Source organism: Dactylosporangium sp. NPDC000555 (assembly GCF_040300025.1).
Taxonomy (GTDB): domain Bacteria; phylum Actinomycetota; class Actinomycetes; order Mycobacteriales; family Micromonosporaceae; genus Dactylosporangium.
The window spans coordinates 34,088-61,066 of record NZ_JBEPDB010000055.1; the positions used below are offsets into that span (position 1 = coordinate 34,088).

Consider the following 26,979-nt stretch of genomic DNA (forward strand, 5'->3'; position numbering starts at 1 on the left):
CCAGTGAAAGCGACGAAGCAACTCACCGTCCCGTTCAACAAGGGGTACCTCACCGGTACCGAGGCCGGGTACATGCAGCAGGCGATGGCCAACGGCCCGATGACCGGCGACGGCCCGTTCACGAAGCGCGCGAACCAGCTGCTCAGCCAGATCATCGGCGCCCGGCACAGCATGCTGACCACGTCGTGCACGCACGCGCTGGACATGACCGCGCTGCTGCTGGACCTGGGCCCCGGCGACGAGGTCATCGTGCCGTCGTTCACGTTCTGCTCGACCGCCAACGCCTACGCGCTGCGCGGGGCCTCCCCGGTCTTCGTCGACTGCCGGCCGGACACGCTGAACATCGACGAGCGGCTGGTCGCGGCGGCGGTCACCGAGCGCACCCGGGCGATCGTGGTCGTGCACTACGCCGGCGTGGCCGTGGAGATGGACGCGATCATCGGGATCGCCCGCGAGCACGACCTGGTCGTCATCGAGGACAACGCGCACGGGCTCGGCGGCACGTACCGCGGCCGCGGCCTCGGCTCGATCGGTGAGCTCGCGACGCAGAGCTTCCACGAGACCAAGAACGTGCACTGCGGCGAGGGCGGCGCGCTGGTGCTCAACAACGACCGGTTCCACGACCGCGCCGAGATCATCCGGGAGAAGGGCACCAACCGCGGCCAGTTCTTCCGGGGCATGGTCGACAAGTACCGCTGGATGGACCTCGGCTCCTCGTACCTGCCCTCGGACCTGCTCGCCGCCTTCCTGACCGCGCAGCTGGAGCACTTCGCGGAGATCCAGCGCCGGCGCATGCACGTGTGGAACAGCTACCACAACCGGCTGGCCACCTGGGCCGTCGAGCACGGCGTGATCCAGCCGACCGTGCCCGAGGACCGCACCCACCCGGCGCACCTGTACTACCTGCTGCTGCCCGACCTGGCGAGCCGCTCGGCGATGCTGTCGCACCTGCGGGAGCAGGGGGTCCTGGGCACGTTCCACTACCAGCCGCTGCACCTGGCGCCGGCCGGGCGGAAATACGGGCGGACGCGGCCCGAGGGCTGCCCCGTGACCGAGGACGTGGCCGAACGGCTGCTGCGGCTGCCGCTCTACGCGGGCATGGACGACGACGACATCGACCTGGTGATCCGGGCGGTCGAGTCCTACCGGCCGATGCGCCAGGCGCCGCGGCCGCCGCTGGCCTGCCCGTCGTGACGGCCACCGCCGAGAAGCTCGGGAAGCTGCTCACCGACCGCCGCGTGCGCTACGTGGCGGTCGGCGGCGTCTCTTCCGCCGTCTACTACGCGCTCTTCGCCGCGATCTACCTGACGACCCGGCACCACCTGCACTATCTGGCCGTGCCGGTGCTGGCCAACCTGGGCTGCGCGATCGTCACGTACCCGCTGCAGCGCCGCTGGGTCTTCCGGGCCACGGGGCCGGTCGTGGCCGGCTTCCTGAAGTTCTACGTGATCTGCCTGTGGGCGCTGGTCTTCACGTACGCCGGCCTGCCGCTGCTGGTCGAGCTCGCCGGCGTGCCGGTCCTGGCGGCCCAGGCGTTGCTCATCGTCGCCGCTCCGCTGATCAACTACCAGCTGAGCAAGTTCTGGGCCTTCCGGCGCTGAGCCGGGTCGGGGCGCGCGACCCGCTCACGGATCACGTAGGTGGGTCGGCCCATGCCGTGGGCGTGCACGCGGCCGAGATACTCGCCGAGCACGCCGATGCCGATGAGCTGCGCCGACGAGAAGACGGCCACCAGGGACGCGAGCGTGGTGAAGCCGGCGACCTTGGTGTCGCCGATGAAGTACAGCCAGACCAGCCGGGCGGTGAGCAGCAGCCCGCCGACGCCGATGAGCAGGCCGAGGTACGTCACCAGCCGCAGCGGCTTCGTGGAGTACCCGAGGATCATGTTGATCGCGTGCCTGTTCAGCGAGCGCAGCGTGAACCCGGACCGGCCCTCGGCGCGCCGGTCCATCCGCACCGTCACCGACCCGACCCGCGTCGTCGTCCACGACAGCACGATGTCCACGGACACGTGCGGCCCGCTGACCTGGCCGAACCCGGCTCGCAGGAAGGTGCGGAAGATGCGCAGGGCGCCGAGCACATCGGCGTTCGGGATGCCCATCGTGCGGCCCATCACGAGGCTCTTGGCACCCCACGAGGTGAGGTTGCGCAGCAGCCCGTGCTCGTCGGTCTCCGGCACGGCGTAGACCACGTCGAGGTCGTCGGTGAGCGCGGCGACCAGCTTCGGCAGCTCCTCCGGCGGGTGCTGCAGGTCGTCGTCCATCGTGATGATCCGCTCGCCCGACGCGGCGCGGATGCCGGCAATGAGCGCGTTGTGCTGACCGTAGTTGCGCGCCATCCGGATCGCCTGCACGTGGCCGAACTCGGCGGCGAGGCGGCGGGCGGCGTCCCACGTCTCGTCCGTGCTGTCGACCACCAGGATCACCTCGTGCTCCGGGTGGATGTCCGGGAGCACGGCGTTGAGCCGCTCGACGAGCGTGGGCAGGATCACGGCCGAGCGGTAGCAGGGGACGACGACGGAGACTGACACCTCGCGGTACTCCTCAGGCAGCGATCGTGATGATGCGGGTGAACTCGTGCGGCGGGGTCGGTCGTGGCGCATCCCGTTCCGTTGTGCGCGAGTTGTACGGATCGTCACGTCGTTCAACGACCTAGGAGGTCCCGAGGTGCTGCGCGAGGCCCGCGAGTCCGACGTGGAGACCATCCGGCGCTGGCGCAACCACCCGAAGACGCGGGGCGCGAGCATCTGGACGGCGTACATCACGCCGGAGGGACATCTGCAGTGGTGGGCGAAGGTGCGCTGCGACCCGGCGCGGCGGGTGCTCATCTTCGCGTACGGCGGGCACGACTGCGGCGTCGTGACCTTCAACGACCACGATCCGGCCGCCGGTACCGCCGAGTGGGGCTTCTTCCTCGACGTGGACGGACTGCGGGAGCGCGGCGAACTCCTGCCGGCCTGGATGGAGCTGGAGCGGTCCGCCGTCGACTACGCGTTCGGCGAGATGGGCCTGCGCTCGTTCGGCGGCCGGACCCTGGCGTGGAACAAGCCGGTGCTCGCGCTGCACAAGCGCTTCGGCTTCGTCGAGGTGACGGCCCGGCGGTACACCACACAGATCGACGGCCGCGAACAGCTCGTGGTGTGGACGGAGAAGTCGCGTACGACCTGAGCGCCGCTCGGTAGAACCGCGGGCTGATAGGATGGCCGGCATGGAGATTGAGGTCGACAGAATCTAGCCACCGAACTGCCGGTGGCTTTACCCGTGTGGGCAGCGCCCGCACCGGTGTATGACCGTTCTCCTAACGCAGCAGCGTGCGTCCACCTGTCCTGGGCGTTGACACCTCTGCTTCAGCCTCGCCGGCACGTTCGCACCGCACCGACCTCGGTCCAGAGGCATGCCCGCGAACGCGCGACTTCGACCCTCCCCGTGCGGACCCACCTATCTCGATCGGTCCCGCACCCGTCACCGTCGCGCCCATTTGGAAGAAGAGAAAACACCACCAATGTCTATGAAGTCCGCCATCACACTCCGCGACCTGACCTTCGAATGGCCAGACGGCACCGTCGCGCTCTCAGGCGTCAACGGCACGTTCAACACGGGCCGCACCGGCCTGATCGGACGCAACGGCGCCGGCAAGTCGACACTGCTTCGGCTGATCGCAGGCATCCTGCGGCCGGCCGCCGGGCAGATCGACACCATCGGCGAAGTCGGCTACCTGCCGCAGACGCTCACACTCCGCCACGAGGCGACGATCGCCGAACTTCTCGGCATCGGCGGTGTCCTCGCCGCGATGCGGGCCATCGAGTCCGGCGACGCCGACGCGCGCCACTTCGACACCATCGGCGACGACTGGGACATCGAGGCCCGCGCCGATGAAGCGCTCCACCAGATCGGATTCGCCGCCGCCGACCTCGACCGTCGCGTGGCCGAGGTCAGCGGTGGGGAGGCGATGCTCATCGCCATCACGGGGCTGCGTATCCGCCGCACGCCGATCACCCTCCTCGACGAGCCGACCAACAACCTCGACCGGCCTACGCGCGCCAAGCTCGCCGAGTTCGTCGACCAGTGGCCAGGGACGCTCCTGGTGGTCACCCACGACCTCGAGCTGCTGGAGCACATGGACAACACCACCGAGCTCTACGGCGGCACCCTCGACACCTTCGGCGGCCCCTACAGCGCATGGAAGGAACAGCAGGAGCAGGAGCAGGCGGCGGCGCTCCAGGCCGCGCGGTCGGCTCAGCAGGCGCTCAAGGTCGAGAAGCGGCAGCGTATCGAGGCCGAGACGAAACTGGCGCGCAGGGAGCGCACCGCGAAGAAGACCCAGAAGGACGGTGGCATCCCGAAGATCCTCGCGGGCAATCGCGCCAGCAAGGCTCAGGCATCGGCGGGCGCGCTGCGCTCCACGCTCGACGACAAGGTCGAGGCGGCCCAAGCCGCCGTCGACGCCGCGGATGCCCGCGTCCGCGACGAGGAACACATCCGGCTCGTCCTGCCCGATCCCGACGTCCCGCGCGGACGGCGCCTCGCGCAGCTGCGGGACCAGGACCGCACCATCGTGATCCAAGGGCCGGAGCGGGTCGCGCTCGTCGGGCCCAACGGCACCGGAAAGTCGGCCCTGATCGAACAGCTCGTGCAGGGCACGGCTCCCAAGCCCGATCGGCCGCACGGGAGTCTCGTGACAGGACTCGTCGGATACCTCCCGCAGCGCCTCGACGGACTCGACGACGACGCCAGCGCGATGGCGAACGTGCGGGCGGTAGCGCCCGGGACCCCGGCGGGCACGATCCGCAACCAGCTCGCCCGCCTGCTCCTGCGTGGCGACAGCGTCGATCGTCCGGTGAGCACCCTCTCCGGCGGCGAGCGATTCCGCGTCTCCCTGGCACGGCTGCTCCTGGCGGAGCCGCCGGCTCAACTGCTGGTTTTGGACGAGCCCACGAACAATCTCGACATCGCAAGCGTCGAACAACTCGCGGAAGCCCTCGACGCTTACCGCGGAGCCCTCCTCATCGTCAGCCACGACTTCGCGTTCCTCGAGCGGATCGGCATCGACACCGTCATCGAACTCGACAGGGACGGGCGTATGCATCGACGTCGAGACCTGAACATCTGACGGTCTTGGATCGCGACAAGGCGTCGACGAGCGGGCGGGTCACCGTGCGGCTGACCCGCCCGCTCCTTCGCCGAGACTCGCTCTCATCCGGGCTCGGCTATGTCGCAGTAGACGGACACCTGGGTCCGGGTCAGGTCGGTGCCCGCCGGGACCGCGAAGGTGCCCAGACCCTCCTCGAAGTGCGAGCCCGCGCAGTAGCTCCCGTCCCGCACGCCGCCGCTCGCGCCCCCGACGATCGCGCCGTCGGCGCCGCGGAACACGATGCCGGCGCCCTTCTGCGAGAGGCCCCCGCAGTGGGACTCGTTGTCGCCGTTCGGGGAAAGCCAGAGATACGTGTCCGCCGGGTTCGTCGTGTTCGCGGGCTTCGATTGCGCCCGGGTGTCGAACGTCTGGAACAGCATGTTGCCGTGGTCGACCGCGACCCAGTGGGTCTCGCCCAGCTCCACCGACATCCGGGCCACGGGAAAGGGGCCCTCGGCGGGGACGTCCACGCCCGCCCCGACGGCCAGTCGCTGCCCGGGCATGATCAGCGGGATCTCCCGGGGCTCCCCGGACCAGAGCGGCAATCCGTCGGCGTCGAGCATCCGCAGCGTGAACCTGGTCCGGTAGGCGGCCCGCGGCGAGTTGTTGGCCACGACCGCCCCGAGACTGTGCGACCACGGATGGAACTTGCTGAAGCCCTGCTCGGCGACGACGAGGCCGCCTTCGGCCGACACGGCGGGCCCTGTCGTCGGTGCGCGGGCCGGGAGGCAGGCCGAGGCGGCGGCGCCGCGCTTGAGCTCGGTCAGCCCCAGGGCCGCAAGCAGCACGCAGGCGACGACGGCCGCCCCCGCGAGCACATTGCGGAGCCGCCGTTTCCCGGGTCTCGCCATCGAAATCTCTCCCCCCGAAGCCTTGGCGCCAAGCCTTCCGCCTCGGCCGGGCGCGGACTAGACCCGATCGGAGCCTGTGGATAACTTCAGGCGAAGTCGGGCACGCGGCCCGGCGCCAGGCGCTCCTCGGGGTCGAGCGCCAGCTTGAGGCGGGCCGCGGTGGGCGGGAGCGGCGCCGGGCCGTCGCTCTCCACCAGCTCGCGCAGGTCCAGCGGGGCCCGCAGCAGGGTGCAGCCCCCGCCGCCGCGGGCCCGCAGCACCGTGCGCGCGGCGATCAGCATGCCGTCCAGGCGCTCGGGCGAGATCGTGCCGGGCACGGTCGCGTGCGCCACACCGAGGCCGACCGAGCCCCGCACCGGCACCGGCAGGCCTGCCGCGTCGCGCAGGGCGTAGACGACCGCGAACAGCTCGCTCGGCCGGCCCCAGATCTTCAGCGCCACGTCGTGGGCGTCGAAGGGCGACCGGCCCCACCAGGCGGGTGGCAGCCGGTCGACCGTCGCGCCGCCGCCGAGCAGCTTCGCGGCCGACTCGGCGCGCTGGGTCGCGGTGGCGCGGTCGCCCTCGAAGAGCGCGGCGAGCTCGGCCGGGCGGCCGCCGGCGCCGCCGGGCAGGTCGGCCTCGATCGCGACCGGCTCGAGCGGCGAGGCCACGAGGGCCTCGGTCAGCCGCCGGACCTCCCGCGGGGTCGACACCGGGCGGATCACCCAGGACCGGGTGGGTGGCAGCGGCTCGAGCCGGACGGTGGCCTCGGTGATCACACCCAGCGTGCCGTAGGAGCCGCAGACGTGCCGGGCGAGGTCGTAGCCGTGGACGTCGTGCTCCAGGCTGCCCTCGTCCAGCGCCACCCGCACGCCGACGACCAGGTCGCGCGGGGCGCCGAACCGGTGCCGCAGCGGGCCGGCCTCGTTGGTGGCCAGCACGCCGCCGAGCGTGGCGGCCGGGGAGCCGACGTCCAGCGGCAGCCGGCGGTTCTCCTTGAGCAGATACGCACGCAGCGCTCGCAGCGGAGTGCCGGCCGCGACGGTCGCGGTCATCGCGTCGGGCGCGTAGTCGAGCACGCCCGTGATCCGGCTTAGGTCGAGCAGCACGTCCACGTGGGTGGGCGGCGGCCCCCAGTCGAGCTTCGTCCCCGCGCCCGAGGGCACGACGGAGAGACCCTCGGCGGCGGCGAACCGCAGCACCTCCGCCACCTCGCCGGAACTGCCCGGGGCGGCCACCCAGCCGACGGGCACCCCGTCGACGGTGTCGGCAGGCCCCGCCTCCCAGACGTGCTCCGGGCCGCACGCGTCGGCCAACACCTCGATCACCGTCACCGCAGCTCCCGCTTCCCTGGACACCAGCCGACATCGTTGCCGTGGGGAAGATCGGTCGATGGGAATCGCGGTAGCCGGGAGAACACGATCCGGGCTTTCCCAATGACGCGCGCGGAGGTGGCGCGTCAACCGATTGGAACATACGTTCGAAAGCCTAGGCCCTCGCTACTTCAGCCGCAAGACCTGCTTGAGGAATGCCTTGCGGTCGGCGGTGGCGCCGGCGAAGCGGGCGAGGTCGTGGCCGGTGTCGTAGTCCTTGCGCTGCTTCGCTCCGGCGACGGCGTTGGCGAGCTCGGTGCGCTCTGCCTCCGGCACCACGGCGTCCTGCCCGCCGAACTGCAGCAGGACGGAGCGCTTGCCCCCCACCGCCACGTAGGGGCCGGCGTCGAACCGGGCCAGCGAGTCGAGGTACGCGTGCCAGTCCTGCGGCACCTTCTGCTTGACCATCCAGCGCGAGAAGCGGCTCGTCCCACCGGCCAGGACGGCGGCGGTGATGCGGGACTCCAGGCCGAGCAGGACCGCGCCGAGGGCCGCGCCCGAGTGGTGCCCGGCGTAGCCGACCCGGGAGCCGTCGCAGTCGCTGCGCCGGATCAGCAGGTCGAACGCGCGCCGCTGGGCGACGACCGCGTTGGCGAGCACCTTGGCGTCGGCGGACGGGTCGCCGGTGGGCTTGATCGGCAGGCTCGTCACCATGACCAGCGCACCCATCCGGGCCAGCGCCGAGGCCTCGTCCAGCAGCGTGTCGCGGTTGCCGTCGGGCCCGGTGCCGAACACGACGGCGGGCATCCGCAGCGTGTCGCCGGGAACGTCGGCGCTGACCACGTACGCCGGGATCTCGTCGTTGCCGCGCGTGTCGGAGTACGTGATGTCCTCGAGGATGACCCCGTCACCGCTGCGCTTGTCGGTGAGCTGCGCGTTGAGCGTGGAGCCCTTGTCGTAGCCGTAGAGCTTCTTGAGCTCCGCGATCGGCACCGCCGGGGGGACGTACCCCGAGGGGTCGAACGTCGACCCGGCCTGTGGATCGGCCCTCGGCGACGCGGAACCGCGCGCCGAGGGGCCGCTCCCCGCCCCTGGTGTCGTCGCCCCCTCGGAGCACGCTTGGGCCAGCATCGCTGCCAGCCCGGTCACCCCGATGTGCAACACCCCACGACGCCGCACCGGCATCCCTCCGTGGTCTCGCCCGAACTACGAGACATGACGGTACCGGCGTCGCTCTCTCCTGATGGACAGACGACCGAACGACGCGCGTGGTTGCGTCCCGATGAGGGTAACGTCTGGACGTGTGACAACCGAGCAGCCGCCCGCCGCGAAGCGGGTCCCGCACGAGCGGGTCCACCACGGCGACACCGTGGTCGACGAGTACTTCTGGCTCCAGAACAAGGACGATCCGGACACGGTCGCCTATCTGGAGGCCGAAAACGCGTTCACCACAGCGGCCACGGCCCATCTCGAGTCGCTGCGCGAGACCCTGTTCGGCGAGATCAAGACGCGGACGAAAGAGACCGACCTCTCGGTGCCGACCCGCAAGGGCGGCTACTGGTACTACACGCGCACGGAGGCCGGTAAGCAGTACGGCATCCACTGCCGCGTCGCGGCCGAGGCCGGGCGGGCCGCACCGCCGGAGATCGGTGACGGCGACGCGCTGCCGGGCGAGGAGATCCTGCTCGACGGCAACGAACTGGCCGGGGACTCCGAGTTCTTCGCCCTCGGCACGTTCGACCTCAGCGTCGACGGAAACCTGCTGGCGTACAGCACCGACTTCTCCGGCGACGAGCGCTTCACGCTGCGGGTCAAGGACCTGCGCACGGGCGAGGTGCTGCCCGACGTCATCGAGGACGTCTTCTACGGGTCGGCCTGGCCGGCGGACGGCTCGACGCTGTTCTACGTCACGGTCGACGAGGCGTGGCGGCCCTACCGCGTGTGGCGGCACACGATCGGCGCGCCGGCCGCCGACGACGTGATCGTGCACGAGGAGCCCGACGAGCGGTTCTGGGTCGGCGTGGAGCTGACCCGCTCGGAGCGGTTCCTGCTCATCGACATCAACAGCAAGCTCACCAGCGAGGTGCTGGTGATCCCGGCCGACGCGCCCGCCACCGCGCCGCGCTCGATCGCGCCGCGCCGGCAGGGCGTCGAGTACTCGGTCGAGCACCACGGGCACCGGTTCCTGATCCTGCACAACGACGGCGCCGAGGACTTCGCGCTGTCGTACACCTCGGTCGACAACCCCGGCGACTGGACCACGCTGATCGAGCACCGGCCGGGCACCCGGCTGCTGGGGGTCGACGCGTTCTCCGGGCACCTGGTCGTCTCGCTGCGCCGCGACGGGCTGACCGGCCTGCGGGTGGTGCCGCTGCACGGTGCCGCGCCGTATGACATCGCCTTCCCCGAGCCCCTGTACTCCGTCGGCCCCGAGGCCAACCTGGAGTACGACACCACGTCGTTCCGCCTGCACTACGTGTCGATGGTGACGCCCGACTCGGTGTACGACTGCAACCTGGACAGCGGCGAGCTCACGCTGCGCAAGCAGAAGCCGGTGCTCGGCGACTTCGACGCGTCCCGCTACGAGCAGCACCGCGAGTGGGCGATCGCCGACGACGGCACCCGGGTGCCGATCTCGATCGTGGCCAGGGCCGGCACCCCGCGGGACGGCTCGGCGCCCGCGGTGCTCTACGGCTACGGTTCGTACGAGTCGTCGATGGACCCGTGGTTCTCAATCCCGCGCCTGTCGCTGCTGGACCGCGGCGTGGTCTTCGCGATCGCGCACATCCGCGGCGGCGGCGAGATGGGCCGGCGCTGGTATGACGAGGGCAAGCTGCTGGCCAAGAAGAACACGTTCACCGACTTCATCGCCTGCGCCGAGCACCTGGTCAAGGCCGGCTGGACCGCGGCGGAGCGACTGGTGGCCCGTGGCGGCTCGGCCGGTGGCCTGCTGATGGGCGCGGTGGCCAACCTGGCGCCGGCGGCGTTCGGCGGGATCGTGGCGCAGGTGCCGTTCGTCGACGCGCTCAACACGATCCTCGACCCGTCGCTGCCGCTGACGGTCACCGAGTGGGAGGAGTGGGGCAACCCGCTCGAGGACCCGGAGGTGTACGTCTACATGAAGTCGTACACCCCGTATGAGAACCTCACCGCCGTGCCGTATCCGGCGATCCTCGCGGTGACCAGCATCAACGACACGCGGGTGCTCTTCCACGAGCCGGCGAAGTGGGTGGCCCGGTTGCGCGCGGTCTCGCCGTCGTCGCCCGTGCTGCTCAAGACCGAGATGGGCGCCGGGCACGGCGGGCCGAGCGGGCGCTACGACGCCTGGCGCGAGGAAGCCTTCATCACGGCCTGGCTGCTCGACCGGGTCGGCAAGGCCTAGCGCCTATTTCATGACTGAGGCGGGGCTGCGGCGGGCCCAGATTCCGCCTGGCGGCGTCCCACGCAAGCCCGGTTACAACATCGGTAGCCTGGCTCCCGCGGGCCACCACCAGACGAAATCTGGACTCCGCCTCGCTCCCACCCCAGCCATGAAACAGGCGCTAGCTATCCACAGCGTTGTCCACAGGCGGCCGCGCCTGCCTGTGGACAACGCGCCGACGGCCTGTGGATAACCGCCCGGGGCAGGGCGTGACGGTCCCTATCCACACAGGCATTACCCACAGGCTGTGGATAAAGTGCCTCAGGCCCCGAAGAGGCGGGCCGCCAGCTCAGGCGCGATGTTGCCACCGCTGATCACCGCGACGGTGCGCCCGGCGGGCAGCTCGTCGCGGTGGTGCAGCACCGCCGCGGTGGCGACCGCACCGCTGGGCTCGACGATCAGCCGGGCCTTGCGGGCGAGCGTGCGGACCGTTTCGAGGATCTCCTCCTCGCTCACGGTCACGATGGCGTCGAGGTAGGTCGACAGGTGTGCCAGCGTCAGCTCGGACAGCGCGGTGCGCAGCCCGTCGGCGATGGTGCTGAGCATCCGCTCCTCGGGCCACACCCGGACCATGCCGGCGGCGAGGCTCTCGGCCGCGTCGGCGGCGAGCGCCGGCTCCACGCCGATCACGGCGACGTGCGGGGCGAGCGACTTGACCGCGGTCGCGACACCGGAGGAGAGCCCGCCCCCGCCGACCGGCACCACGACCACGTCGACGCTGGAGAGGTCCTCGAAGATCTCCAGGCCGACGGTGCCCTGCCCGGCGATGATGTCGGGGTGGTCGTACGGCGGGATCAGCGTCAGCCCGCGCTCGGCCATCAGCTGCTTCGCCACCACCTCGCGCTGCGACTGGGGCACCAGGATGACCTCGGCGCCGTAGCCACGGGTCGCCTCGATCTTCAGCGGGGTGGAGACGTCGGGCATGACCACGGTTACCGGCACGCCCAGCGCCCGGCCCGCGTAGGCGAGGGCCTGGCCGTGGTTGCCCGACGAATGGGTCACCACGCCCGCGCGGCGGTGTTCCAGGTCGAGGCGGTGCAGCGCGTTGGTGGCGCCGCGGAGCTTGAAGGCGCCGATCGGCTGCAGGCTCTCGGGTTTGAGCCACAGGTCCTCGGCCCACGGGCTGGGTAGCAGCGGGGTGCGCACCACGAGACCCGAGACACGCGCGGCCGCGTCTCGGATGTCGTCCAGGCGAACGAGGCTTTGCTTGGTGGCGGTCACATCGCTCATCCTGACATCACCTGAGCTGGTCTGCTCCCTGCGCCGACGCCGAATGAGAGATCCATAACGCGGGCGCCGCACTAGCCACCGCGGTAGTAGCGGGCCGCGCCGGGATGCAGCGGTATCGGATCGGTCTGCGGCGCGGTGACCTTGTCGTAGTTGTTCCCCTCGGGGTGCACTTTGCCGAGTTCGGACTGGTACTCGAACAGGATCTTGGTCAGGTCGTGGGCGAGCTGATCGGGCATGTCGGGCGAGACGACGATGAGGTTGCCGATGGCGATCGTGTCGATGTCGGTGGGGGTGTCATACGCCGCCTTCGGGATCTTCGCGCCGCCGTAGACCGCGCCGTAGCGATTCGTCAGCGGCTGCAGCAGCGAGTTGAGCGGGAGCAGGATGAAGCCGCCCGGCGAGCTGTGGATCAGGTCGCTGATGCCCGGCGTGGGGAGGCCGCCGGTGAAGAAGAAGGCGTCGGTGGTGCCGTTCTGCATGCCCTTGGTCGTCTCGGGCAGCGAGAGGCGCTGGCGGACGATGTCGGCGTCGGGGTTGAGGCCACCGGCCGAGAGGACCCGGCCGGCCACGATGTCCACGCCGGAGCCCACCGAGCCGGTGGAGACGCGCTTGCCGTGCAGATCGGAAAACTTGTTGATGTTGGCGGACTTGCGCACGACGAGGTGGATATAGCTCTTGTACACCCGGGCCAGCGTGACGATCTTCTGCGGCTCGCCCTCGAACGGACCCTTGCCGGCGTAGGCGTCGGCGGCGACGTCGGCCAGGGTCAGCGCGATGTCCATGTCGCCGCCCGCGACGCGCTGGACGTTCTCCCCGGACGCGCCGGTCGGCTCGGCGCGGGCCTCGTAACCGGGCAGGTGTTTGGAGATCAGGTCGGCGTAGCCGCCGCCGATCGAGTAATACACGCCGGTGCTGTTGCCGGTGGCGATGAACAGCCGGCCGCTGTGCCAGAGCCCGGCGCCGGGGCGCTGAGGCAGGCTGGAGCAGGCGGCGAGCACCAGCGCCGCCGCCAGCACCAGCGCCAGGTTCCTGACCTTCGAGCGCATCGTCACCTGGACAGCGCGTCGCGCGGGAGCGGGTCGAGGGCATCGGCGACGCGGTGGACCAGCATGGCGGTCTCGTAGCCGACCTGGCCCAGGTCGCAGCCCGGCGCGGCCAGGACACCCAGCAGGGCCCGGTCACCGACGGACATGACGATCATGACGCCACCGTCCATGTCGACGATGGTCTGACGCACGTTGCCGGCCTGCATGACGCGGGCGGCGCCGAAGACCAGGCTCGCCAGCCCGCTGATCACCGCGGCGAGGTGATCGGCCTGATCAACTGGCAGGTCGGCGGAGGCGGCCAGACGCAGCCCGTCGCCGGAGACGGTGATGGCGTGCGCCACGTCGGGGACCTGCCGCGCGAAGCTCACCATCAGCCAGTCGAGCTGCCCGGCGCCGTGCGGTTGCTGAGACATCATGAAACCTCTTGTCCTGGGGCTGTGCTGTTACGTCGTGCGGCGGCCGAGACGCCCTCGGCGAACGCGGACAGTCGCGACCGGATCAGCTCCGGGTCGACCGGCGCGCCGCGGGAATCGGCACGTGCTTCGATGGTTTCCGGCACAAGCTGTGCGCCGGGACGACGGCGAGGAAGATGTTCTTGCTCCGACATGGAGCCACCTCCGGCGCTGGACGGGTCCCCGGGCCGTGGCGGCCACGTGCCGGGGGGTCCCCAGGTGGGTTGAGCGCTGTTTTGCGGCGACGCGGGCCGATCGGCCGGCAGCGGGGCGACGGCGGCCACCTTGGCCACACCGCGCGGCGGGGTGTGGCCGCCCGGCTGGACCGTCTGGGGCGCGGGAGGCGGGGTCCAGCCGCCGCTCGCGGGAGATCTGGAGCCACCGGCCGATCCACCGGAGGCGAACCCGGAACCGGCGCTGTTGCCGGTGCTGCTCAGGTACGGGCGGAACCAGGGCGCCGTGCCGGTGGGCGCGGCACCGCTCCCCTGCGCGGCGGCGGGCTGGATGGCCGGCTCGGGCCGGCGCTGCTGCGGCACCTGGGGCTGGGTCTGGGTCTGGGTGCGGCCGATCGGCGCGCCGACCGTCGAGGGGACCTGCACCGGCCGGGACGGCACCTGCACCGCCGGGATCGTCTCCACGGGCGCGCCCCGGCCCGCCGGCAACGCGCTGATCTGCTCCAGCAGCCGGTGCGGCAGCGCGACATACGCGACGGTGCCGCTGCCGGTGCTGTGCAACTGCACCCGGATGCCGTGCCTGGCGGCGAGGTGGGAGACCACGTGCAGGCCCATGGTGCCGGCCGCGGCACTGCTCAGCACGCTCGGCACGGCCAGTCGCGAGTTGATCTCGGCGAGGCGGGCCGGGACGATGCCGATACCGCGGTCGTGGACGCGGATCAGCGCGCCCTCGATGGTCGGCCGCGCGTCGACGACGACCGGCTCGGTCGGCGGCGAGAAGGCCGTGGCGTTTTCCAGCAGCTCGGCGAGCAGGTGCACGAGGTCGCCGACGACCGGGCCGGCGATGGCCAGGTCGGCGGGCTCGAACTCGACCCGGACGAAGTCCTCGATCTCCGACGCGGCGGCCGAGATGACGGCGCCGAGCTGCACGGCCGAGGTCTGCGGGCGGCCGGGCTCGCCGCCGGAGAGGACCAGCAGGTTCTCCCCGTTGCGGCGCAGGCGGGCGGCGAGGTGGTCGAGGGCGAAGAGCCGGGCCAGGATGTCCGGGTCGGTCTCGTCGCGCTCGAACTCGTCGAGCAGGCGCAGCTGGCGGGTGATGAGGGTGCGGATGCGGCGGGCCAGCACCTCGGCCATCCGGGCCACGTCGACGCGCAGCTCGGCCTGCTCGCCGGCCAGGCGTAGGGCGGTGCGGTGCACCGTGCCGAACGCCTCGGCCACCTGGCCGACCTCGTCGTTGAGGGCCGCGATGCCGCGGGTGACCACGGCCGCGGTCTGGCCGCCCTCCATCACCGACGGCGCGGGCGCGGCCGAGCCGGCGATGACCGAGTTGATCGCGTCGGGCAGGTCACGGCGGGCCACCTGCAGGGCCGCGCCGCGCAGCAGGTTGAGCCGGCGGGCGGTGCGCACCGCGAGCACGATCGCGATCGCCAGGGCGGCCAGGCCCAGCAGGGCGGCGCCGACGCCGGTGGCCCAGGCCTGCCGCACAGCGTTGACGGCGATCTGCTCGGCGCGGGCGTCGAGCTCGTCGACCAGCTCGACGCTGACGACGTTGACCCGGCGGATCACACCGCTCTGCGCCACGAACCAGGCATCGGGGTCGTTCTTCACGCCGGACGCGTCGCGCTCGGCGTTGCGGGCCGCGGCGCTCATGCTGTCGGCGGTGTTGACGTCGATGCCGCGCACCTGCGCCGCGTACAGCGCGAGCTGCTCCGGCGTGGCCACCCGCCGGAACTGCGCCATACGCTGCGCCCGCGCGCCCTGGACCTGCGAGAGGCTGCCGAGGTCGCCCGGCTGCAGGTTGCCGCGGCCGAAGACGGTGCGCAGCAGGTCGCGCTCGACCGACGAGTAATGCTCCATCGCGGCCGTGGCGGCCAGCGCGCGGGCCGTGTTGGCCAGCTCGATGTTCTCGATCTGGCCCGGAACGGAGTCGGCGACGGCCAGCAGGGCGTCGGAGAGCCCGCCGTAGACGATGTCGACGACGATCACCATCGTGGCGGTGCCCTTGTCGACGGACTGCCGGGTGAACGGCAGCTGCGCGAAGTTGTTGCGGGCGACGCGCACGGGCGTGGCGAGGGCGGGCACCGCGTCGACGGCCTTGGCGGCGTCGGTGAAGAACCGCGCCGCGGCGTCGTCGGTGCGGGCACGCTGGGCGGCGACGAGCGGCGAGACGGGCTTGCCGCTGCGCTGGCCGGCCGCCATGGTCTCGGCGAGTTCGCGCTCGAGCTCGTGCACGAAGAGGACGGCGCCGCCCGCGGTGAGCGTCAGGGCGCGGGCGTTGCCGGCGTCCTGGGCCGCGGAGACGGCGCCGGTCGTCTGAATGGTGGCGAGGACGACGAGGCCGACCATCGCGATGACGATCGGCGCCAGCAGCTGGGTGCGCACGGAGCGCAGACGGCTGGGGCGGGGGCCACCACTGCGGCGGTGCCCGGCCACCGACGTGTCGGTGCCCGCAGCCCGGCGCGTCCGGCCGCCGGAGCCGGCGCCGTGACGCGGCACGGGGGCGCGGGAGGGGCCGCTGCCTGCCAACGCCTAGCCTCCTAACAGTAGCGACTCCAGAACGGAGAGTGTCTGCGAGAGCGCTCTAACGAAGAGACGTCATCGGATCCACTACGGAACACGATCAGGCACGCTACTGGAAGAGGTCAGATCCCTAAAGAGTCCTTAGCCGAACGGCCGAGTCATTCTGACTATGTGTGACGCCGCCGTCGCGCGTAGACCCATACGGCCGCCCCGACGAGCACTATTACGACGCCGAGGCCGATCCACGACCCGGCACCGAGTGACGCTCGGGCGGTCGGCGAGGGGCTGACCGAGGGCCCGCCGGCCTCCGGACCCGGCACGGACGCGGACGCACCCGCGGACGGCGCCCCAGGGGCCGCCGCGGATGCCGAGAGGGGCCGGCCGGAGGGCTCCGGCAGCGTCGCCAGCGGCGAAATCGCGCTCGGCCCGGCCGGCGTCGCGGTAATCCCGGGCAGCGTCGGCGGAGGACCCAGCGGCTCCATGATCGGTGGCGGGCCGGGCAGCGGCGGGCTGGGCGGCGGCGTCGGGCCGGGTGCGGCACCGGGCGCGAGGCCGCCGATCAGCAGCGCGATCAGGAGCGGCTTCACGCCGGTCCCAACGGCATCGGCGGGGCCGGCTTGAGCCTTTTGCGACTATTAAGTCCGCCTTTGCTGAGGTTCTACCGAAATCCTTAAGCCCGGCTTTGCCCGATCAGCGGCGCCGATCGACCCGGACCGGCACCGGCTCGCGCTCGGGGAGGCTCCGCACGAACCTGCCGAGCAGCGCGGCGGAGATGACCACACAGACGACCAGGACCGTGGCGGCGGTCAGGGCGGCGCGCGAGGTCGCCACCCAGCCGACGTCGACGAGCAGGACGAGCAGCCACATGGCGGCCGTCGCCTTCATGACGCGGTTGCGGTATCGACTCATGCAGGGGTGGTTACCCCGGTCGCGCCGCCCTCACGCCTCCGCAGCGATCCGAACGAGGACTCAAGCGGCCTGGACGAAGACCGCTACCGTGCGTGCTGGAACTGTGAACGATCCGTGGGTGGTGTCGAATGTGGACTGCCGGGCCACCGGGTCCACCGAGGCGGCCTGGACGGGGTGTAGCGCCATGTGCGCCCCGCGGTACGACGCGACCGTCTGCGTCGTGGCCGTGGCGCCCGCGTTGAACACGACCACCACGGACTTCAAGCGCCCGTCCAGCCCGCGCGCGTCGAGCACCATGGTGATGACGCCGGGGGTGACCTGCGCGCCGGCGAGCGGGAAGCTCAGCCGCTGCTGGACCTGTGCCGCGCTGCTCAGCGCGAACACCGGCGAACTGGCCCGGATGCTCAGCAGCTCCTGGAAGCGCGCCGAGGCCAGGTCGATCGCGGCGCAGTCCGGCACCAGCGCCGGGTCGGCCAGCAGCGGCTGGGCGTACTGCCACTTGTCCCGGTTGTCGGCGGCCGGCGGCAGTCCGGCGCCGAAGCCGTTGCCGTCGGCACAGTCCCACCGGATCTGGTTGAACCAGTCGCCGGAGTTGAACGAGTTGCGGTCCAGGGACTTCGAGCGCAGCCGGTCCGAGCCCGCGGTGACGAACCCGGCGCCCTGCCCGAACACCGTCGTGGACAGCGCCAGGACCTGCAGCCGGGCGCGCTGATCGGCGGTCGTGCCGGCGGGCAGCTTGTACGCCATCGCGTCGTACAGGATCTCGTTGTCGTGCGCGTCGACGTACGTCACCGCCTCGCTCGGCGAGCGCGTGTAGCCGGCCGGTGAGCCGTTGTAGTCCACCTGCGCGCCGGTGACCCGGTGCCCGGCGGAGTCGGTGAACTCGTACGCGGCCAGGTTGCCGGTCAGCCCCACCTGGATCAGGTCCTGGTAGTGCAGCAGCCGGGCCCGCTGCTCGGCGGCGGTGCCGTTGGCCGGGTCGCCGTTGGGGTCGGTGTACAGGCCCGTGGCGAAGCCCTGGACGCGCGGGTTGCCGTCGAACGGCGCGCCGCCGCGCACGGCGTCACGGAGCCGGTCGTTGAACGTCGCGACGCCGGTGCCGGCCATGTTGGCCTGCGTGGCCTGCACGAACCGGGCGTTGTCGGCCACCTCGCCGAAGTTCCAGCCCTCGCCGTACAGCAGGATCTTCTTGCCGTCGACCCCGTCTCTGGGCGCCGTGAGCTGGTCCAGGGCGGCCCGCACGGCCAGGATGTTGGCCTTCGGGTGGTGCCCCATCAGGTCGAAGCGGAAGCCGTCGACCTTGTACTGCTTGGCCCACTGCACGATCGAGTCGACGACGAGCTTGCCCATCATCGCGTTCTCGGGCGCGGTGTTGGCGCAGCAGGTGGAGTTGGCCACGGTGCCGTCGTCCAGCAGGCGCTGGTAGTACCCGGGCACGATCTGGTCGAGCACCGAGTACTGGTCGGTGCCGGCCGCGGTGGTGTGGTTGTAGACGACGTCCATCACCACGCGCAGGCCGGCGTTGTTGAGCCCGGCGACCATCTGCCGGAACTGCGTGATCCGCGGGGTGCCCTGCGGATCGGTCGCGTACGAGCCCTCGGGCGCGTTGTAGTGGAACGGGTCGTATCCCCAGTTGTACCCGTCACGGTCGGCCACCTGCGCGACGCACGCCTGCTGCTGCGACGAGTCCGGCGGCAGCGCGGCCAGGTCGCACGGCGGCTGTGCCTGGTCGGAGCGCACCTCGGGGATCGTGGCGACGTCGAAGACCGGCAGCAGGTGCACGTAGGAGGTGCCGGCCTGCGCCAGCTGCCGCAGGTGCCGCATGCCGGCCGACCCGGACTGGGTGAAGGCCAGGTAGGTGCCGCGCTGCTCGGCCGGCACCGTGGTGTCGGCGATCGAGAAGTCGCGCACCGACAGCTCCTGGATCTGCGGTCGCGACGGGACCGGCGGCTTGCGCAGGTCGCTCCAGCCGGACGGGCGCAGCCCCGGGTCGGACAGGTCGGCGATCTGGCTGTGCGTGCCGTTGGCCGACAGCGACACGCTGTAGGGGTCCGTGACGCTGGCCGTGGTGACGGCGCGGACGGCGGGCTGATAGGCGGTGACGCGGAACTTGTAGAAGCGGCCCTTCCAGGACTTGTCGCCGGTGACGCTCCAGACGCCCGTGCGGTCGTCGCGGGTCATCGCCACGACGTCCGGGTTCTTGGCGATGTCCTGGTAGAGCTCCAGGGTGAGTTGCTGCGCGGTGGGCGCCCAGACGCTGATCGTGGGGCGCTGACCGTCGAACGCGGGGCCGAGCTTCGCGCTCAGCGCCGCGCTGTAGAGGTCGTCGAGCGCGCCGGCCAGCTGTACCCCGGTCGCCTCGGTGACCTGCCCGGAGGCGTCCCGCTCGACCGCCACGACCTGCCCGCGCAGGGCCGCGGTGAGCGCCGCGCGGTCGCCGTCGAGACGGAACGTCCGGTACGCCCACAGGTGCGGGAACTTCGCCCGCTGCGCCTCGGTCAGGCCGCCCGGGACGGCGCTCATCGCGAGCTTCGTGCCGTTGCCCACGACCTGGCCGTCGACGACCTGAAGCCCGCCGGCGGGCGCGGACCACAGTTCGTAGCTGTGCCCGTCGGTCGGGCCGGCGCGCCACGCCACGGTGCCGCGGTCGATCCAGACCGCCTTCGCCTTGTTCACATCGGTGTCCGGCGTGCCCTGGGCCGGGATCGGCAGCAGGTACTTCTCCTGGCCCGACAGGATCCACACCTCATGGCCGATGGTGACCAGGTCGAGCGTCTGGTCGGTCGGCAGGTCCTTGGTGTCGCCCTTGTGCATGATGTAGTTGAGCAGCGGTGCGTTGCCGGCCAGCGGCACGGTGAATCTCACGCCGAACGCGTCCGTGCCCGACGGCATCAGCGGGCTGCCCCAGTCCGTGCCGGTCGCGGCGCCGGTCCACACATGCAGGCCCCAGCCGTCGTAGTCGCCGCCGGGGCGGCGATAGTGCAGCACGGCGGTGTGCTCGGCCGCGGCCCGCGTCGGGTGCACGGCCGCCTCCCCGGAGCGGATCCACGCCTCGCCCTGGGTGCGGGGCAGGACCGACTGATCCGGGCCGGGGTCCTTGACGTCGCCCTTGTGCGCGATGAAGTTCACCGGCTTCGCGGGGTCGCTCACCGGCACGTGCCAGTACGCGCCGAAATCGTCGACGCCGTCCGGCGGGCGGGGGCTCGCCCAGTCGGTCGCGCTGCCGGGGGCAAGGCCGTCTCCCCAAAGGTGCAGACCCCAGCCGGTGTAGTCGCCGTCCGGCCGTCCATAGTGGACAGAAACGCTGCCGGTGGCGGCTGCCTGGGAGGTATAGATGGTCGCGTCTCCTTGTTTGAGCCAGATCTCCGGATGCTTCGTCGGGTCGAGGGAGCGGTCCGCGGCGACGTCCTTCACGCCGTTCGCGTCCACCACCAGGAAGCCGACGTTCGCGGCCCCCGGCTTCAGCTTGACCCATGCGAAGCGTCCGTACGAGTCCTCGCCGGCGAACGGCGCACCGGCGGGCCAGCTCATCGGCTCCTGGATGTCGCCCCAGGCGTACAGGCCCCAGTCGCTGTAGTCGCCGGCCGGGCGCTGGTAGTGCACGATGGCGTAGTCCACGGGCGCGGCGCTCGGCGGCGTGCCGACCCTCGTTTCGATCTTTGCTTCGGCCGTACGCCCGGATCCGTCCCGGACCACCGCCTTGTACTCGAGCTTCGTGCCGGCCGCGAGCCCGTCGAGATCGTGGTAGGCGGCGTACGGGCCGGCGTGGTCGGTGCCGAGCAGTTTCCAGGCGCCGTTGCCGACCCGGGCCGCGAAGGTGACGGTGGACAGCGGGTCTCCGGTGACGTTCGCGCGCACCTCGGCGGTCGTGGCCGGGGCCGGGTCGACCCGCAACGAGATCGCCGGGCGGGCCGCCGCCCGCTTGATCGCGCCGCGCGCCTTGAGGACCACGGTGGTCAGCGGCGGGATGCTCAGCTGCAGCGAGCCGTCGCCGGCGGTCGCGGCGATGGGCCCGGACGACGGGTAGATCTGGTCGAACGTCGTGGTCGCCATATACGTCGGGACCGTGATCGTCTTCGTGCCGGCCCCGTTGTTGCTCGCCACGACGTATTCGACGCGCTGGTCGGGGTCGATGCGCGAGAACGCGAAGACATTCTGGTCGGCGTACCGCGTGATCTGGACGCCCTGGCGCAGCGCGGGGTTCTTCGCGCGCAGCCGCGCGAGGCTCGCGATGGTGCGGTAGATCGGGTGACTCGTGTCGTAGTGGGAGACGGCGTGCGTGCTGTCGGTGCCGAGCAGATCGTCGTCGAGGTAGTCGGCCGTACGGCTGGCGAACATGTCCTGCCGCGCGTCCTTGTCCCCGCCGGAGCCGGTGAAGCCCTGCTCGTCGCCGGAGTACACGACCGGCTGGCCGCGGGTCAGGAACATCAGCTCGTGGCCGAGCTCGTCGCGGCGCAGGTGGGTGGCCGGGTCGGTGCCGCCGGCGGCCACGAAGTAGCCGATGCGGCCCATGTCGTGGTTGCCGAGGAACGTCGGCAGGTACTGCGCGCTGGTGCCGGCGGACGTGTACAGGTCGTCCTGGGCGTACAGGTCGGCGAGCTCCTGGCCCGATCCGCCCCGCGCGACGAAGTCGGCGGCCGCCTGCTGGAACGGGAAGTCCAGGGTGGCCGGCAGGCGCCCCTTGCGCACGTACGTCGAGTCGAAGGCCGGGTTCGCGTCGTACACCTCGCCGAACATGAAGAAGCCGGGCTTCTTCGCCTTGTCGGCGGCGGCCTGCACGCCTTGCGTGAACTGCGGCCAGAACTGCATGTCGACGTGCCTGGCCGTGTCGATGCGGTATCCGTCGATGTCGCTGTCCTTGACCCAGTCCGAGTAGATCTTCGTCATGCCCTGGACGACCTCGGGCCGTTCGGTCCACAGGTCGTCGAGGCCGAAGAAGTCGCCGTACTCGGCGTTCTCGCCGCTGAACGTGGAGTCGCCGCGGTTGTGGTACATCGTGGGGTCGTTCAGCCACGCCGGCTGCTTGACCTTCTTGTCCGCCTCGCTGGCGAACACCGGCGTGTAGGGGAACGACTGCGCGTTGACCGGCGGGAATCCGCGGGTACCGTCGGCGTAGTCGCGGTCGTCGAACTTGTTGCCGTTCGCGTCCTTGTACGGATAGTCGGCCTTGCTGCGGTACGAGTACTGGTTCTGCGCGTACCGGATGACGTCCGCGGTGTGGTTCGTGATGACGTCGAGGTAGATCTTGATCCCGCGCTGGTGCGCCAGCTTCGTCAGCCGCTTGAGGTCGTCCCTGGTGCCGAAGTGCGGGTCGATCTGCGTGAAGTCGGTGATCCAGTACCCGTGGTAGCCGGCCGAGATGTCGTTGCCGCTGCCCTGCACCGGCCGGTTCTTGAACACCGGCGCCAGCCAGATCGCGGTCGTGCCGAGGCCCTGGATGTAGTCGAGCTTGTCGATGACGCCCTTGAGATCACCGCCGTGGTAGAACCCCTTGTCGGTAGGGTCGTAGCCGGTGCTCAGCCGGTTGCCGGACAGCCCGCCGGTATTGTTGGTGGGGTCGCCGTCGGCGAAACGGTCGGCGAGCACGAAGTAGAACTGCTCGGCGTGCTGCGGCCGCGGCCCGTCGAGGATGCTGGCGACCGACGGCTCTTTGACCCACTCGGGCACGCCCTCGGAGTAGCCGGTCGGCCGCTGCGGGACGTCCGGCGTCCGCGGGTTTTCACCCGGCGCCGCGGTGAACACGGCGAGGGCGGTCAGGATGCCAAGCGCGATCTTGGTCGATGTGACGGATCTGGCGGAGGGCATGGCGGGGCCTCCTCGAGGACAACGAGGTCTCTGGCGAGGCTGGCACCGTATCGACCGACAAAGATCGTTACAAGGCTTGACTTCTACGTTTTCAGGGTTTCGGAGATCGCCTGGCTGATCTGCTTCAGCTGGTCGATCTGCTCGGGCGTCAGCGGGTCGAACAGGTGGGTGCGGACCGTCTCGACGTGCCCGGGGGCCGCCGCGACCAGCGCCGCGAAGCCCTGGTCGGTCAGGTCGGCGAACTGGCCGCGCTTGTCGTCGTCACAGTCGCGTCGACGCACCCACCCGCGCGCCTCGAGTTTGGTCACGGCGTGAGAGAGGCGGCTGCGCGAGGAGCGGGTCTGCAGGGCGAGCTCGCTCATGCGCAGCGACCGGCCCTCCGACTCCGACAAGACGACGAGGATCTCGTAGTAGGCGTGTGGCATCCCCGCGTCGTGCTGAAGTTCCCGGTCGAGCCGGTCGATCAGGAGCGTGGTCGCGCTGTAGAAGGCGCGCCAGGCGGCCTGCTCTTCCTCGTCGAGCCAGCGGGTCATGCCCCGTATTTTTGCACGTTCGGAAACAAATCCGGCCGTTGTTAGTACCTTGCGCCGCAAGGTACTATGCCAGACATGGATACACCCGGCTCGCTGTCCACGGCCCTGCGCCGCGGCACATTGGAGTTCTGTGTGCTCGCCCTGATGGAGCAGGGCGAGCAGTATGGGGTGGAGCTCGTCCGGCGCCTGGGCGCCGAGCGCACCCTGACCACCAGCGAGGGGACGCTGTACCCGCTGCTGGCGCGCCTGCGCCGGGCCGGCTGGGTCGAGACGACGTGGCGCGAGTCCCCGAACGGCCCGCCGCGGCGCTACTACGCGCTCACCCAGCACGGCCACCAGGCGCTGCGCCATTTCCGCGAGGAGTGGACGGCTTTCCGCGACACAGTTGACCGAATTGTCGGAACGAGGGCGGCATGAACACCTACGATGACCTGGTCAACGACTATCTTCGCGCCGTCGAGCAGGCCTTGGCCGGCGTCCCCGCCAATCGGCGCGCGGAACTGCTCGCCGACCTGAGCGAGCACATCGCCGCCAAGCGGGCAGAACTTTCCCCGGACCAGGAGACCGAGGTCGAGGTCCGCTCGATCCTGGAGCTTCTCGGCGACCCGGAGGAGGTGGCCGCGGAGGCGATGGTCGACGCGGAGCCACCCCTGCCCGCGTCGCCCCCGATCCTCATCGAGCCGAAGAAGCGCTCGGCCGCCCTGATCTGGGTGGCGGTGACGATCGCCGCGGTGGCCACGATGTGCGTGCTGGCGGGCCTGCTGGGCCTGATGTTCTTCAGCGTGTCGAGCGGCGGCACCCCGGAGGCGACGGTCCCGACGAGTTCGGACTCCGTCGCACCGACTCCGTCCCCTCCGCCGGTCCCCACACCCTCCTGACGCGCGACCGGGGCTCTCGCACCGCGCGTCGCGTCGGCCCCGGCGCCCCGGCCCGCTTTCGCACCGGTCGCCCCCGAACCGCAGCGCCCACCGGCCTGCTCACGCGGCCGCCTTGCCTGCTCCGACCTTGCCCGCGGAGTCTGCGGGCGGGGCCCTTGCGCGCCGGGTCTGGCTTGCTGCGTAAAGGCAGCCCGCCGCCCGCAAAGACCCGCTCGGGGTCTGTGAGTGCCGGGCAAGCGCTGTGACCGGGACGTTGGCCGGGCTGGGCGGGGCTCAGGCTGTCGGGGTGGCGGAATTTTGTTCGGGCGCGGCGGCTCGGTGATGACGAGGGCCGGCGATAGCAGCAAATCGTTTGTCGTGGGACCGGATCACCGGTTCGGTTGAGCCGGGTGAGGCCTGCGCCTGGCCTGATCACGGGGCCGAAGACGGGGCCTAGGAAGCACACCACCACGATCACGAGGACCGTGAGCAGTGTCCGCGCCCATGCCGCCGCGAGCTGCCCGGGGTCGCGGGTGACCAGCGCGACGATCGCCCGCCGCCCCGATACCGGGCGCGGCGCGGGCCACCAGCCGCGGACGGTAGGCCCGGGACGGGCTCCGGCGGCGTCTCGACACCGAGATCGCCGGTCAACTCGGCGAGCAAGGCGTCGGCGGCCTCGGCGGTGCCGCCCCGCTCGGCCAGCGAGCGTCACGACCTCGGGGTGGCCGTGCCGGATCAGCGCCACAAGCAAGTGCTCGGTGCCCACCTGCGCCGAACCGTCCTCCCGCGCGATCACCGCGGCCGCCGCGAGCACCCCGCTCGGTCGGCCCGGCCAGCGAGGCCACATCCTCGATCGGCGCGGCTGGCCCCGGGCGGCGGTACCGACGGCGCGGTCCACACCCGGACCACGTTGCCGCTGCCGTACAGAGCGAGCGCCGTGGCCAGGTCGACCGGCGTCACGTTGGCGCATCCGGCGGCCCGGCCCAGCGCGGCACCTTCCCGAACGACAGCGCGCGTCGACCGTCAGACGCGTGTAGCTCAGGGTCGAGCCCTGACCCCTCGGCGGCCCGCGGCTCCTCGGGCGGCCCTTCAGTGCCCATCCCTCCGGCCAGCCGGGCGAGCAGCGCATCGACGGTTTCGGCCGTCGCACCCCGCGCGCCGAGCCCCGCCACGACGTCCGGCGACCCGCTCCGACGAACGCGGCGAGCTGGTGCTCGGTGCCGATGTGCGCGGCCGCCTCGGCCACCGCGACATGCGATGACTGCGTCAGGACCGCTCGCGCCACCTCATCGAACCGGTACGGCGCCCTTCAGCAGCAGGTGCCCACCTTGGGTGCTCGCGGTTTCGGCCGACTCGGGTGGCTGGGGCGGCGTCCAGATACCCGCGGTGTTGCCGACCGGCCGGCCGGCGACGACGTCGTCGTACGGCACAAGCGCCACCACCTGCCGCGCCTCGGCAATGAACCGTTCGAACACGACGCACTTTCTACCCGACCGCGCCGACCACGGAACCCAGGCCCAGTCCGGCATTCCCGCACAGGACGCGCACTCATTCCGCTGTCCGCCTTGCGCGGGCCATCGCCGTTGTCGAGACATTCGGGAATCGGCGGCGGTCCACAAGTACAGCGGTTGCTTGTTCCCGCCTTGCTGAGCATTCGGCGGAAATTCCGATCGGCCGTGCGCGGCATTGTCGAAAGACGGTCGCGATGCACCGGTGGCCGCGTATTTCCGCCAATCATTCGATGCGTTGCCGGGCCGGCGGGCCGGCGCAGCTGTGGCATGGATACGCGACGACGCTTCGGGCCAAGACCGGGCCGCCCGTCGCCGCTCACCTGGCGCAGCGCGGGATCGCAGTCGCTTGCTGCGGTGCTGCTCGCGGGACGTTGCGCCTGTTCAGACGGCGTGACTGGCGGAGGCTGCGAGGGCGGCACCGGCCCCTGCACCGATCCGTCCCGCTGGTCGCTGACCGCCGGCGGGGTGTCACCGCGGAGACGGCGGAGTTTCTCGGCGTGACGTCTGGCCAGGCCCCATTCCCGATGCCGTGCATGCTCCCGGCGGAACTGCTCATTCGCCGGAGAATAACGACGTGACCTGGTTGGGTCACGCATGGCAGCCAACTCCGCCCTTGAAAAAAATCCCAGCTGCCCCATGCATATGATTCTCCCAGAACCCGACCGAAACCGCCGCCCCGAACGGCGGTCCATAATGGGCAAATGGTGCACGCTCATGCCGCATTGCGCGCCCTCACGCGGCGTGACGTCGGTAGCAGCGTCCGCCGCGCGAGCAGGAGATCGCGAGCCTGGATCCGTGTGCGGACGAGGCGGTGTGGGGTAGCGGTCGAACGGGTCGTGGTCACGCTCAACGGCATCGACCTGGCGTTCGGTCAGCACATCGAGACCATGACCCGGGAGGAGCTAGTTACTAGCCGGCTTTGAGCGCGGCGCCGCCCCGCAGGACCGCGTTCGCCACCGAACCGCCGCAGCGCTGTGATCGCGACGCAGCGACCGCGGCGCGGGTTTGCCGCACCCATTCGCCTCACACGCTCCGACACCTTCCGCCTCGCGCCGCGACTCGGACGGCACGCTGTTGGCCAGTGCGCAGGCCTACAGCGGCGACGGCCCAGGCCCGCACCCGCCACCGGCCCCACCGACCCCGGGCGGGACCGAGCCGGTCAGGCGCGGCCGGTCAGGCGCGGCCGGTCAGGCGCGGCCGGTCAGGCGCGGCCGGTCAGGCGCGGCCGGTCAGGCGCGGCCGGTCAGGC

At 71.2% G+C, this 26,979-nt stretch carries 20 protein-coding genes; 7 read left to right on the forward strand and 13 right to left on the reverse strand.

Annotation, left to right across the window (positions count from 1 at the left end; translation table 11 throughout):
• The first annotated feature begins 3 nt into the window (after window positions 1-3).
• Both rffA and ABT297_RS28200 read left to right on the forward strand, forming a co-directional pair.
• Window positions 4-1,194 carry a dTDP-4-amino-4,6-dideoxygalactose transaminase gene (gene rffA, locus ABT297_RS28195; RefSeq protein WP_350554987.1) on the forward strand — a complete coding sequence of 397 codons (1,191 nt, stop codon included), beginning with the start codon at window positions 4-6 and terminating at the stop codon, window positions 1,192-1,194.
• Window positions 1,191-1,601: a GtrA family protein gene (locus ABT297_RS28200; protein WP_350554989.1), complete on the forward strand. Its 411-nt coding sequence runs from the start codon at window positions 1,191-1,193 to the stop codon at window positions 1,599-1,601. Before rffA ends, ABT297_RS28200 begins: the two co-directional genes overlap by 4 nt.
• Here the strand turns inward: ABT297_RS28200 and ABT297_RS28205 are convergent.
• On the reverse strand, window positions 1,565-2,530 hold the full coding sequence (locus tag ABT297_RS28205) for a glycosyltransferase family 2 protein (RefSeq protein WP_350554991.1): 966 nt from the start codon (window positions 2,528-2,530) through the stop codon (window positions 1,565-1,567). The genes ABT297_RS28200 and ABT297_RS28205 overlap by 37 nt on opposite strands.
• Before the next feature lie 136 nt (window positions 2,531-2,666).
• On the opposite strand from ABT297_RS28205, the gene ABT297_RS28210 reads away from it, so the two are divergent.
• On the forward strand, window positions 2,667-3,167 hold the full coding sequence (locus tag ABT297_RS28210) for a GNAT family N-acetyltransferase (protein ID WP_350554993.1): 501 nt from the start codon (window positions 2,667-2,669) through the stop codon (window positions 3,165-3,167).
• A gap of 340 nt (window positions 3,168-3,507) precedes the next feature.
• Window positions 3,508-5,109, forward strand: a complete 1,602-nt coding sequence (locus tag ABT297_RS28215; protein ID WP_350554995.1) for an ABC-F family ATP-binding cassette domain-containing protein — start codon at window positions 3,508-3,510, stop codon at window positions 5,107-5,109.
• A gap of 83 nt (window positions 5,110-5,192) precedes the next feature.
• Here ABT297_RS28215 and ABT297_RS28220 read toward each other — a convergent pair whose 3' ends face one another.
• The 3 genes from ABT297_RS28220 to ABT297_RS28230 all read right to left on the reverse strand — a co-directional run bounded on the left by ABT297_RS28220 (window position 5,193) and on the right by ABT297_RS28230 (window position 8,452).
• Window positions 5,193-5,981: a hypothetical protein gene (locus ABT297_RS28220; protein ID WP_350554997.1), complete on the reverse strand. Its 789-nt coding sequence runs from the start codon at window positions 5,979-5,981 to the stop codon at window positions 5,193-5,195.
• Window positions 5,982-6,067: 86 nt separating this feature from the next.
• A complete protein-coding gene (locus ABT297_RS28225; RefSeq protein WP_350554999.1) occupies window positions 6,068-7,294 on the reverse strand; it encodes an FAD-binding oxidoreductase in 1,227 nt (408 codons plus the stop codon).
• Between the two features lie 165 nt (window positions 7,295-7,459).
• Window positions 7,460-8,452 (reverse strand): alpha/beta hydrolase family protein, encoded by a 993-nt coding sequence (locus tag ABT297_RS28230; RefSeq protein WP_350555001.1) that lies wholly within the window; start codon window positions 8,450-8,452, stop codon window positions 7,460-7,462.
• Between the two features lie 124 nt (window positions 8,453-8,576).
• On the opposite strand from ABT297_RS28230, the gene ABT297_RS28235 reads away from it, so the two are divergent.
• Window positions 8,577-10,655, forward strand: a complete 2,079-nt coding sequence (locus ABT297_RS28235) for a S9 family peptidase (RefSeq protein ID WP_350555003.1) — start codon at window positions 8,577-8,579, stop codon at window positions 10,653-10,655.
• Between the two features lie 300 nt (window positions 10,656-10,955).
• Here the strand turns inward: ABT297_RS28235 and ABT297_RS28240 are convergent, their stop codons facing one another.
• From ABT297_RS28240 to ABT297_RS28275, 8 genes are all read right to left on the reverse strand, one after another.
• On the reverse strand, window positions 10,956-11,924 hold the full coding sequence (locus ABT297_RS28240) for a threonine ammonia-lyase (protein ID WP_350555005.1): 969 nt from the start codon (window positions 11,922-11,924) through the stop codon (window positions 10,956-10,958).
• Between the two features lie 71 nt (window positions 11,925-11,995).
• Window positions 11,996-12,970: a TAXI family TRAP transporter solute-binding subunit gene (locus tag ABT297_RS28245; protein WP_350555007.1), complete on the reverse strand. Its 975-nt coding sequence runs from the start codon at window positions 12,968-12,970 to the stop codon at window positions 11,996-11,998.
• 2 nt (window positions 12,971-12,972) lie between these two features.
• Entirely contained in the window at window positions 12,973-13,383 is a 411-nt protein-coding gene (locus ABT297_RS28250) for a roadblock/LC7 domain-containing protein (protein ID WP_350555009.1), read from the reverse strand.
• A complete protein-coding gene (locus ABT297_RS28255) occupies window positions 13,383-16,121 on the reverse strand; it encodes a sensor histidine kinase (protein ID WP_350555011.1) in 2,739 nt (912 codons plus the stop codon). Before ABT297_RS28255 ends, ABT297_RS28250 begins: the two co-directional genes overlap by 1 nt.
• Before the next feature lie 161 nt (window positions 16,122-16,282).
• Window positions 16,283-16,702 (reverse strand): hypothetical protein, encoded by a 420-nt coding sequence (locus ABT297_RS28260; protein WP_350555013.1) that lies wholly within the window; start codon window positions 16,700-16,702, stop codon window positions 16,283-16,285.
• Window positions 16,703-16,805: 103 nt separating this feature from the next.
• Entirely contained in the window at window positions 16,806-17,024 is a 219-nt protein-coding gene (locus tag ABT297_RS28265) for a hypothetical protein (protein WP_350555015.1), read from the reverse strand.
• Between the two features lie 60 nt (window positions 17,025-17,084).
• Complete coding sequence (gene pulA, locus ABT297_RS28270; RefSeq protein ID WP_350555017.1) at window positions 17,085-22,829, reverse strand: pullulanase-type alpha-1,6-glucosidase; 5,745 nt, start codon at window positions 22,827-22,829, stop codon at window positions 17,085-17,087.
• Between the two features lie 83 nt (window positions 22,830-22,912).
• Window positions 22,913-23,362 (reverse strand): MarR family winged helix-turn-helix transcriptional regulator, encoded by a 450-nt coding sequence (locus ABT297_RS28275; RefSeq protein ID WP_350555019.1) that lies wholly within the window; start codon window positions 23,360-23,362, stop codon window positions 22,913-22,915.
• A 75-nt stretch (window positions 23,363-23,437) separates the two neighbouring features.
• Between ABT297_RS28275 and ABT297_RS28280 the strand changes: the two genes are divergently transcribed.
• Together ABT297_RS28280 and ABT297_RS28285 are read left to right on the forward strand one after the other, a co-directional pair.
• Window positions 23,438-23,779, forward strand: coding sequence for a PadR family transcriptional regulator (locus ABT297_RS28280; RefSeq protein ID WP_350555021.1), 342 nt, complete (start codon window positions 23,438-23,440; stop codon window positions 23,777-23,779).
• Window positions 23,776-24,240, forward strand: coding sequence for an HAAS signaling domain-containing protein (locus tag ABT297_RS28285; RefSeq protein WP_350555023.1), 465 nt, complete (start codon window positions 23,776-23,778; stop codon window positions 24,238-24,240). The genes ABT297_RS28280 and ABT297_RS28285 overlap by 4 nt, the downstream gene beginning before the upstream one ends.
• A 1,265-nt stretch (window positions 24,241-25,505) precedes the next feature.
• On the opposite strand, the gene ABT297_RS28295 is transcribed toward ABT297_RS28285, so the two are convergent.
• Window positions 25,506-25,694 carry a hypothetical protein gene (locus ABT297_RS28295; RefSeq protein ID WP_350555025.1) on the reverse strand — a complete coding sequence of 63 codons (189 nt, stop codon included), beginning with the start codon at window positions 25,692-25,694 and terminating at the stop codon, window positions 25,506-25,508.
• Between the last annotated feature and the right edge of the window lie 1,285 nt (window positions 25,695-26,979).

Bases quoted from the DNA above. Each gene is read 5' to 3' on its own strand.
- ABT297_RS28215 (WP_350554995.1), top strand. From the start codon at position 3,508: ATGAAGTCCGCCATCACACTCCGCGACCTGACCTTCGAATGGCCAGAC.
- ABT297_RS28220 (WP_350554997.1), bottom strand. From the start codon at position 5,981: ATGGCGAGACCCGGGAAACGGCGGCTCCGCAATGTGCTCGCGGGGGCG.
- ABT297_RS28240 (WP_350555005.1), bottom strand. From the start codon at position 11,924: ATGAGCGATGTGACCGCCACCAAGCAAAGCCTCGTTCGCCTGGACGAC.
- ABT297_RS28245 (WP_350555007.1), bottom strand. From the start codon at position 12,970: ATGCGCTCGAAGGTCAGGAACCTGGCGCTGGTGCTGGCGGCGGCGCTG.
- ABT297_RS28250 (WP_350555009.1), bottom strand. From the start codon at position 13,383: ATGTCTCAGCAACCGCACGGCGCCGGGCAGCTCGACTGGCTGATGGTG.
- ABT297_RS28265 (WP_350555015.1), bottom strand. From the start codon at position 17,024: ATGAGTCGATACCGCAACCGCGTCATGAAGGCGACGGCCGCCATGTGG.
- pulA (WP_350555017.1), bottom strand. From the start codon at position 22,829: ATGCCCTCCGCCAGATCCGTCACATCGACCAAGATCGCGCTTGGCATC.
- ABT297_RS28275 (WP_350555019.1), bottom strand. From the start codon at position 23,362: ATGACCCGCTGGCTCGACGAGGAAGAGCAGGCCGCCTGGCGCGCCTTC.
- ABT297_RS28280 (WP_350555021.1), top strand. From the start codon at position 23,438: ATGGATACACCCGGCTCGCTGTCCACGGCCCTGCGCCGCGGCACATTG.
- ABT297_RS28285 (WP_350555023.1), top strand. From the start codon at position 23,776: ATGAACACCTACGATGACCTGGTCAACGACTATCTTCGCGCCGTCGAG.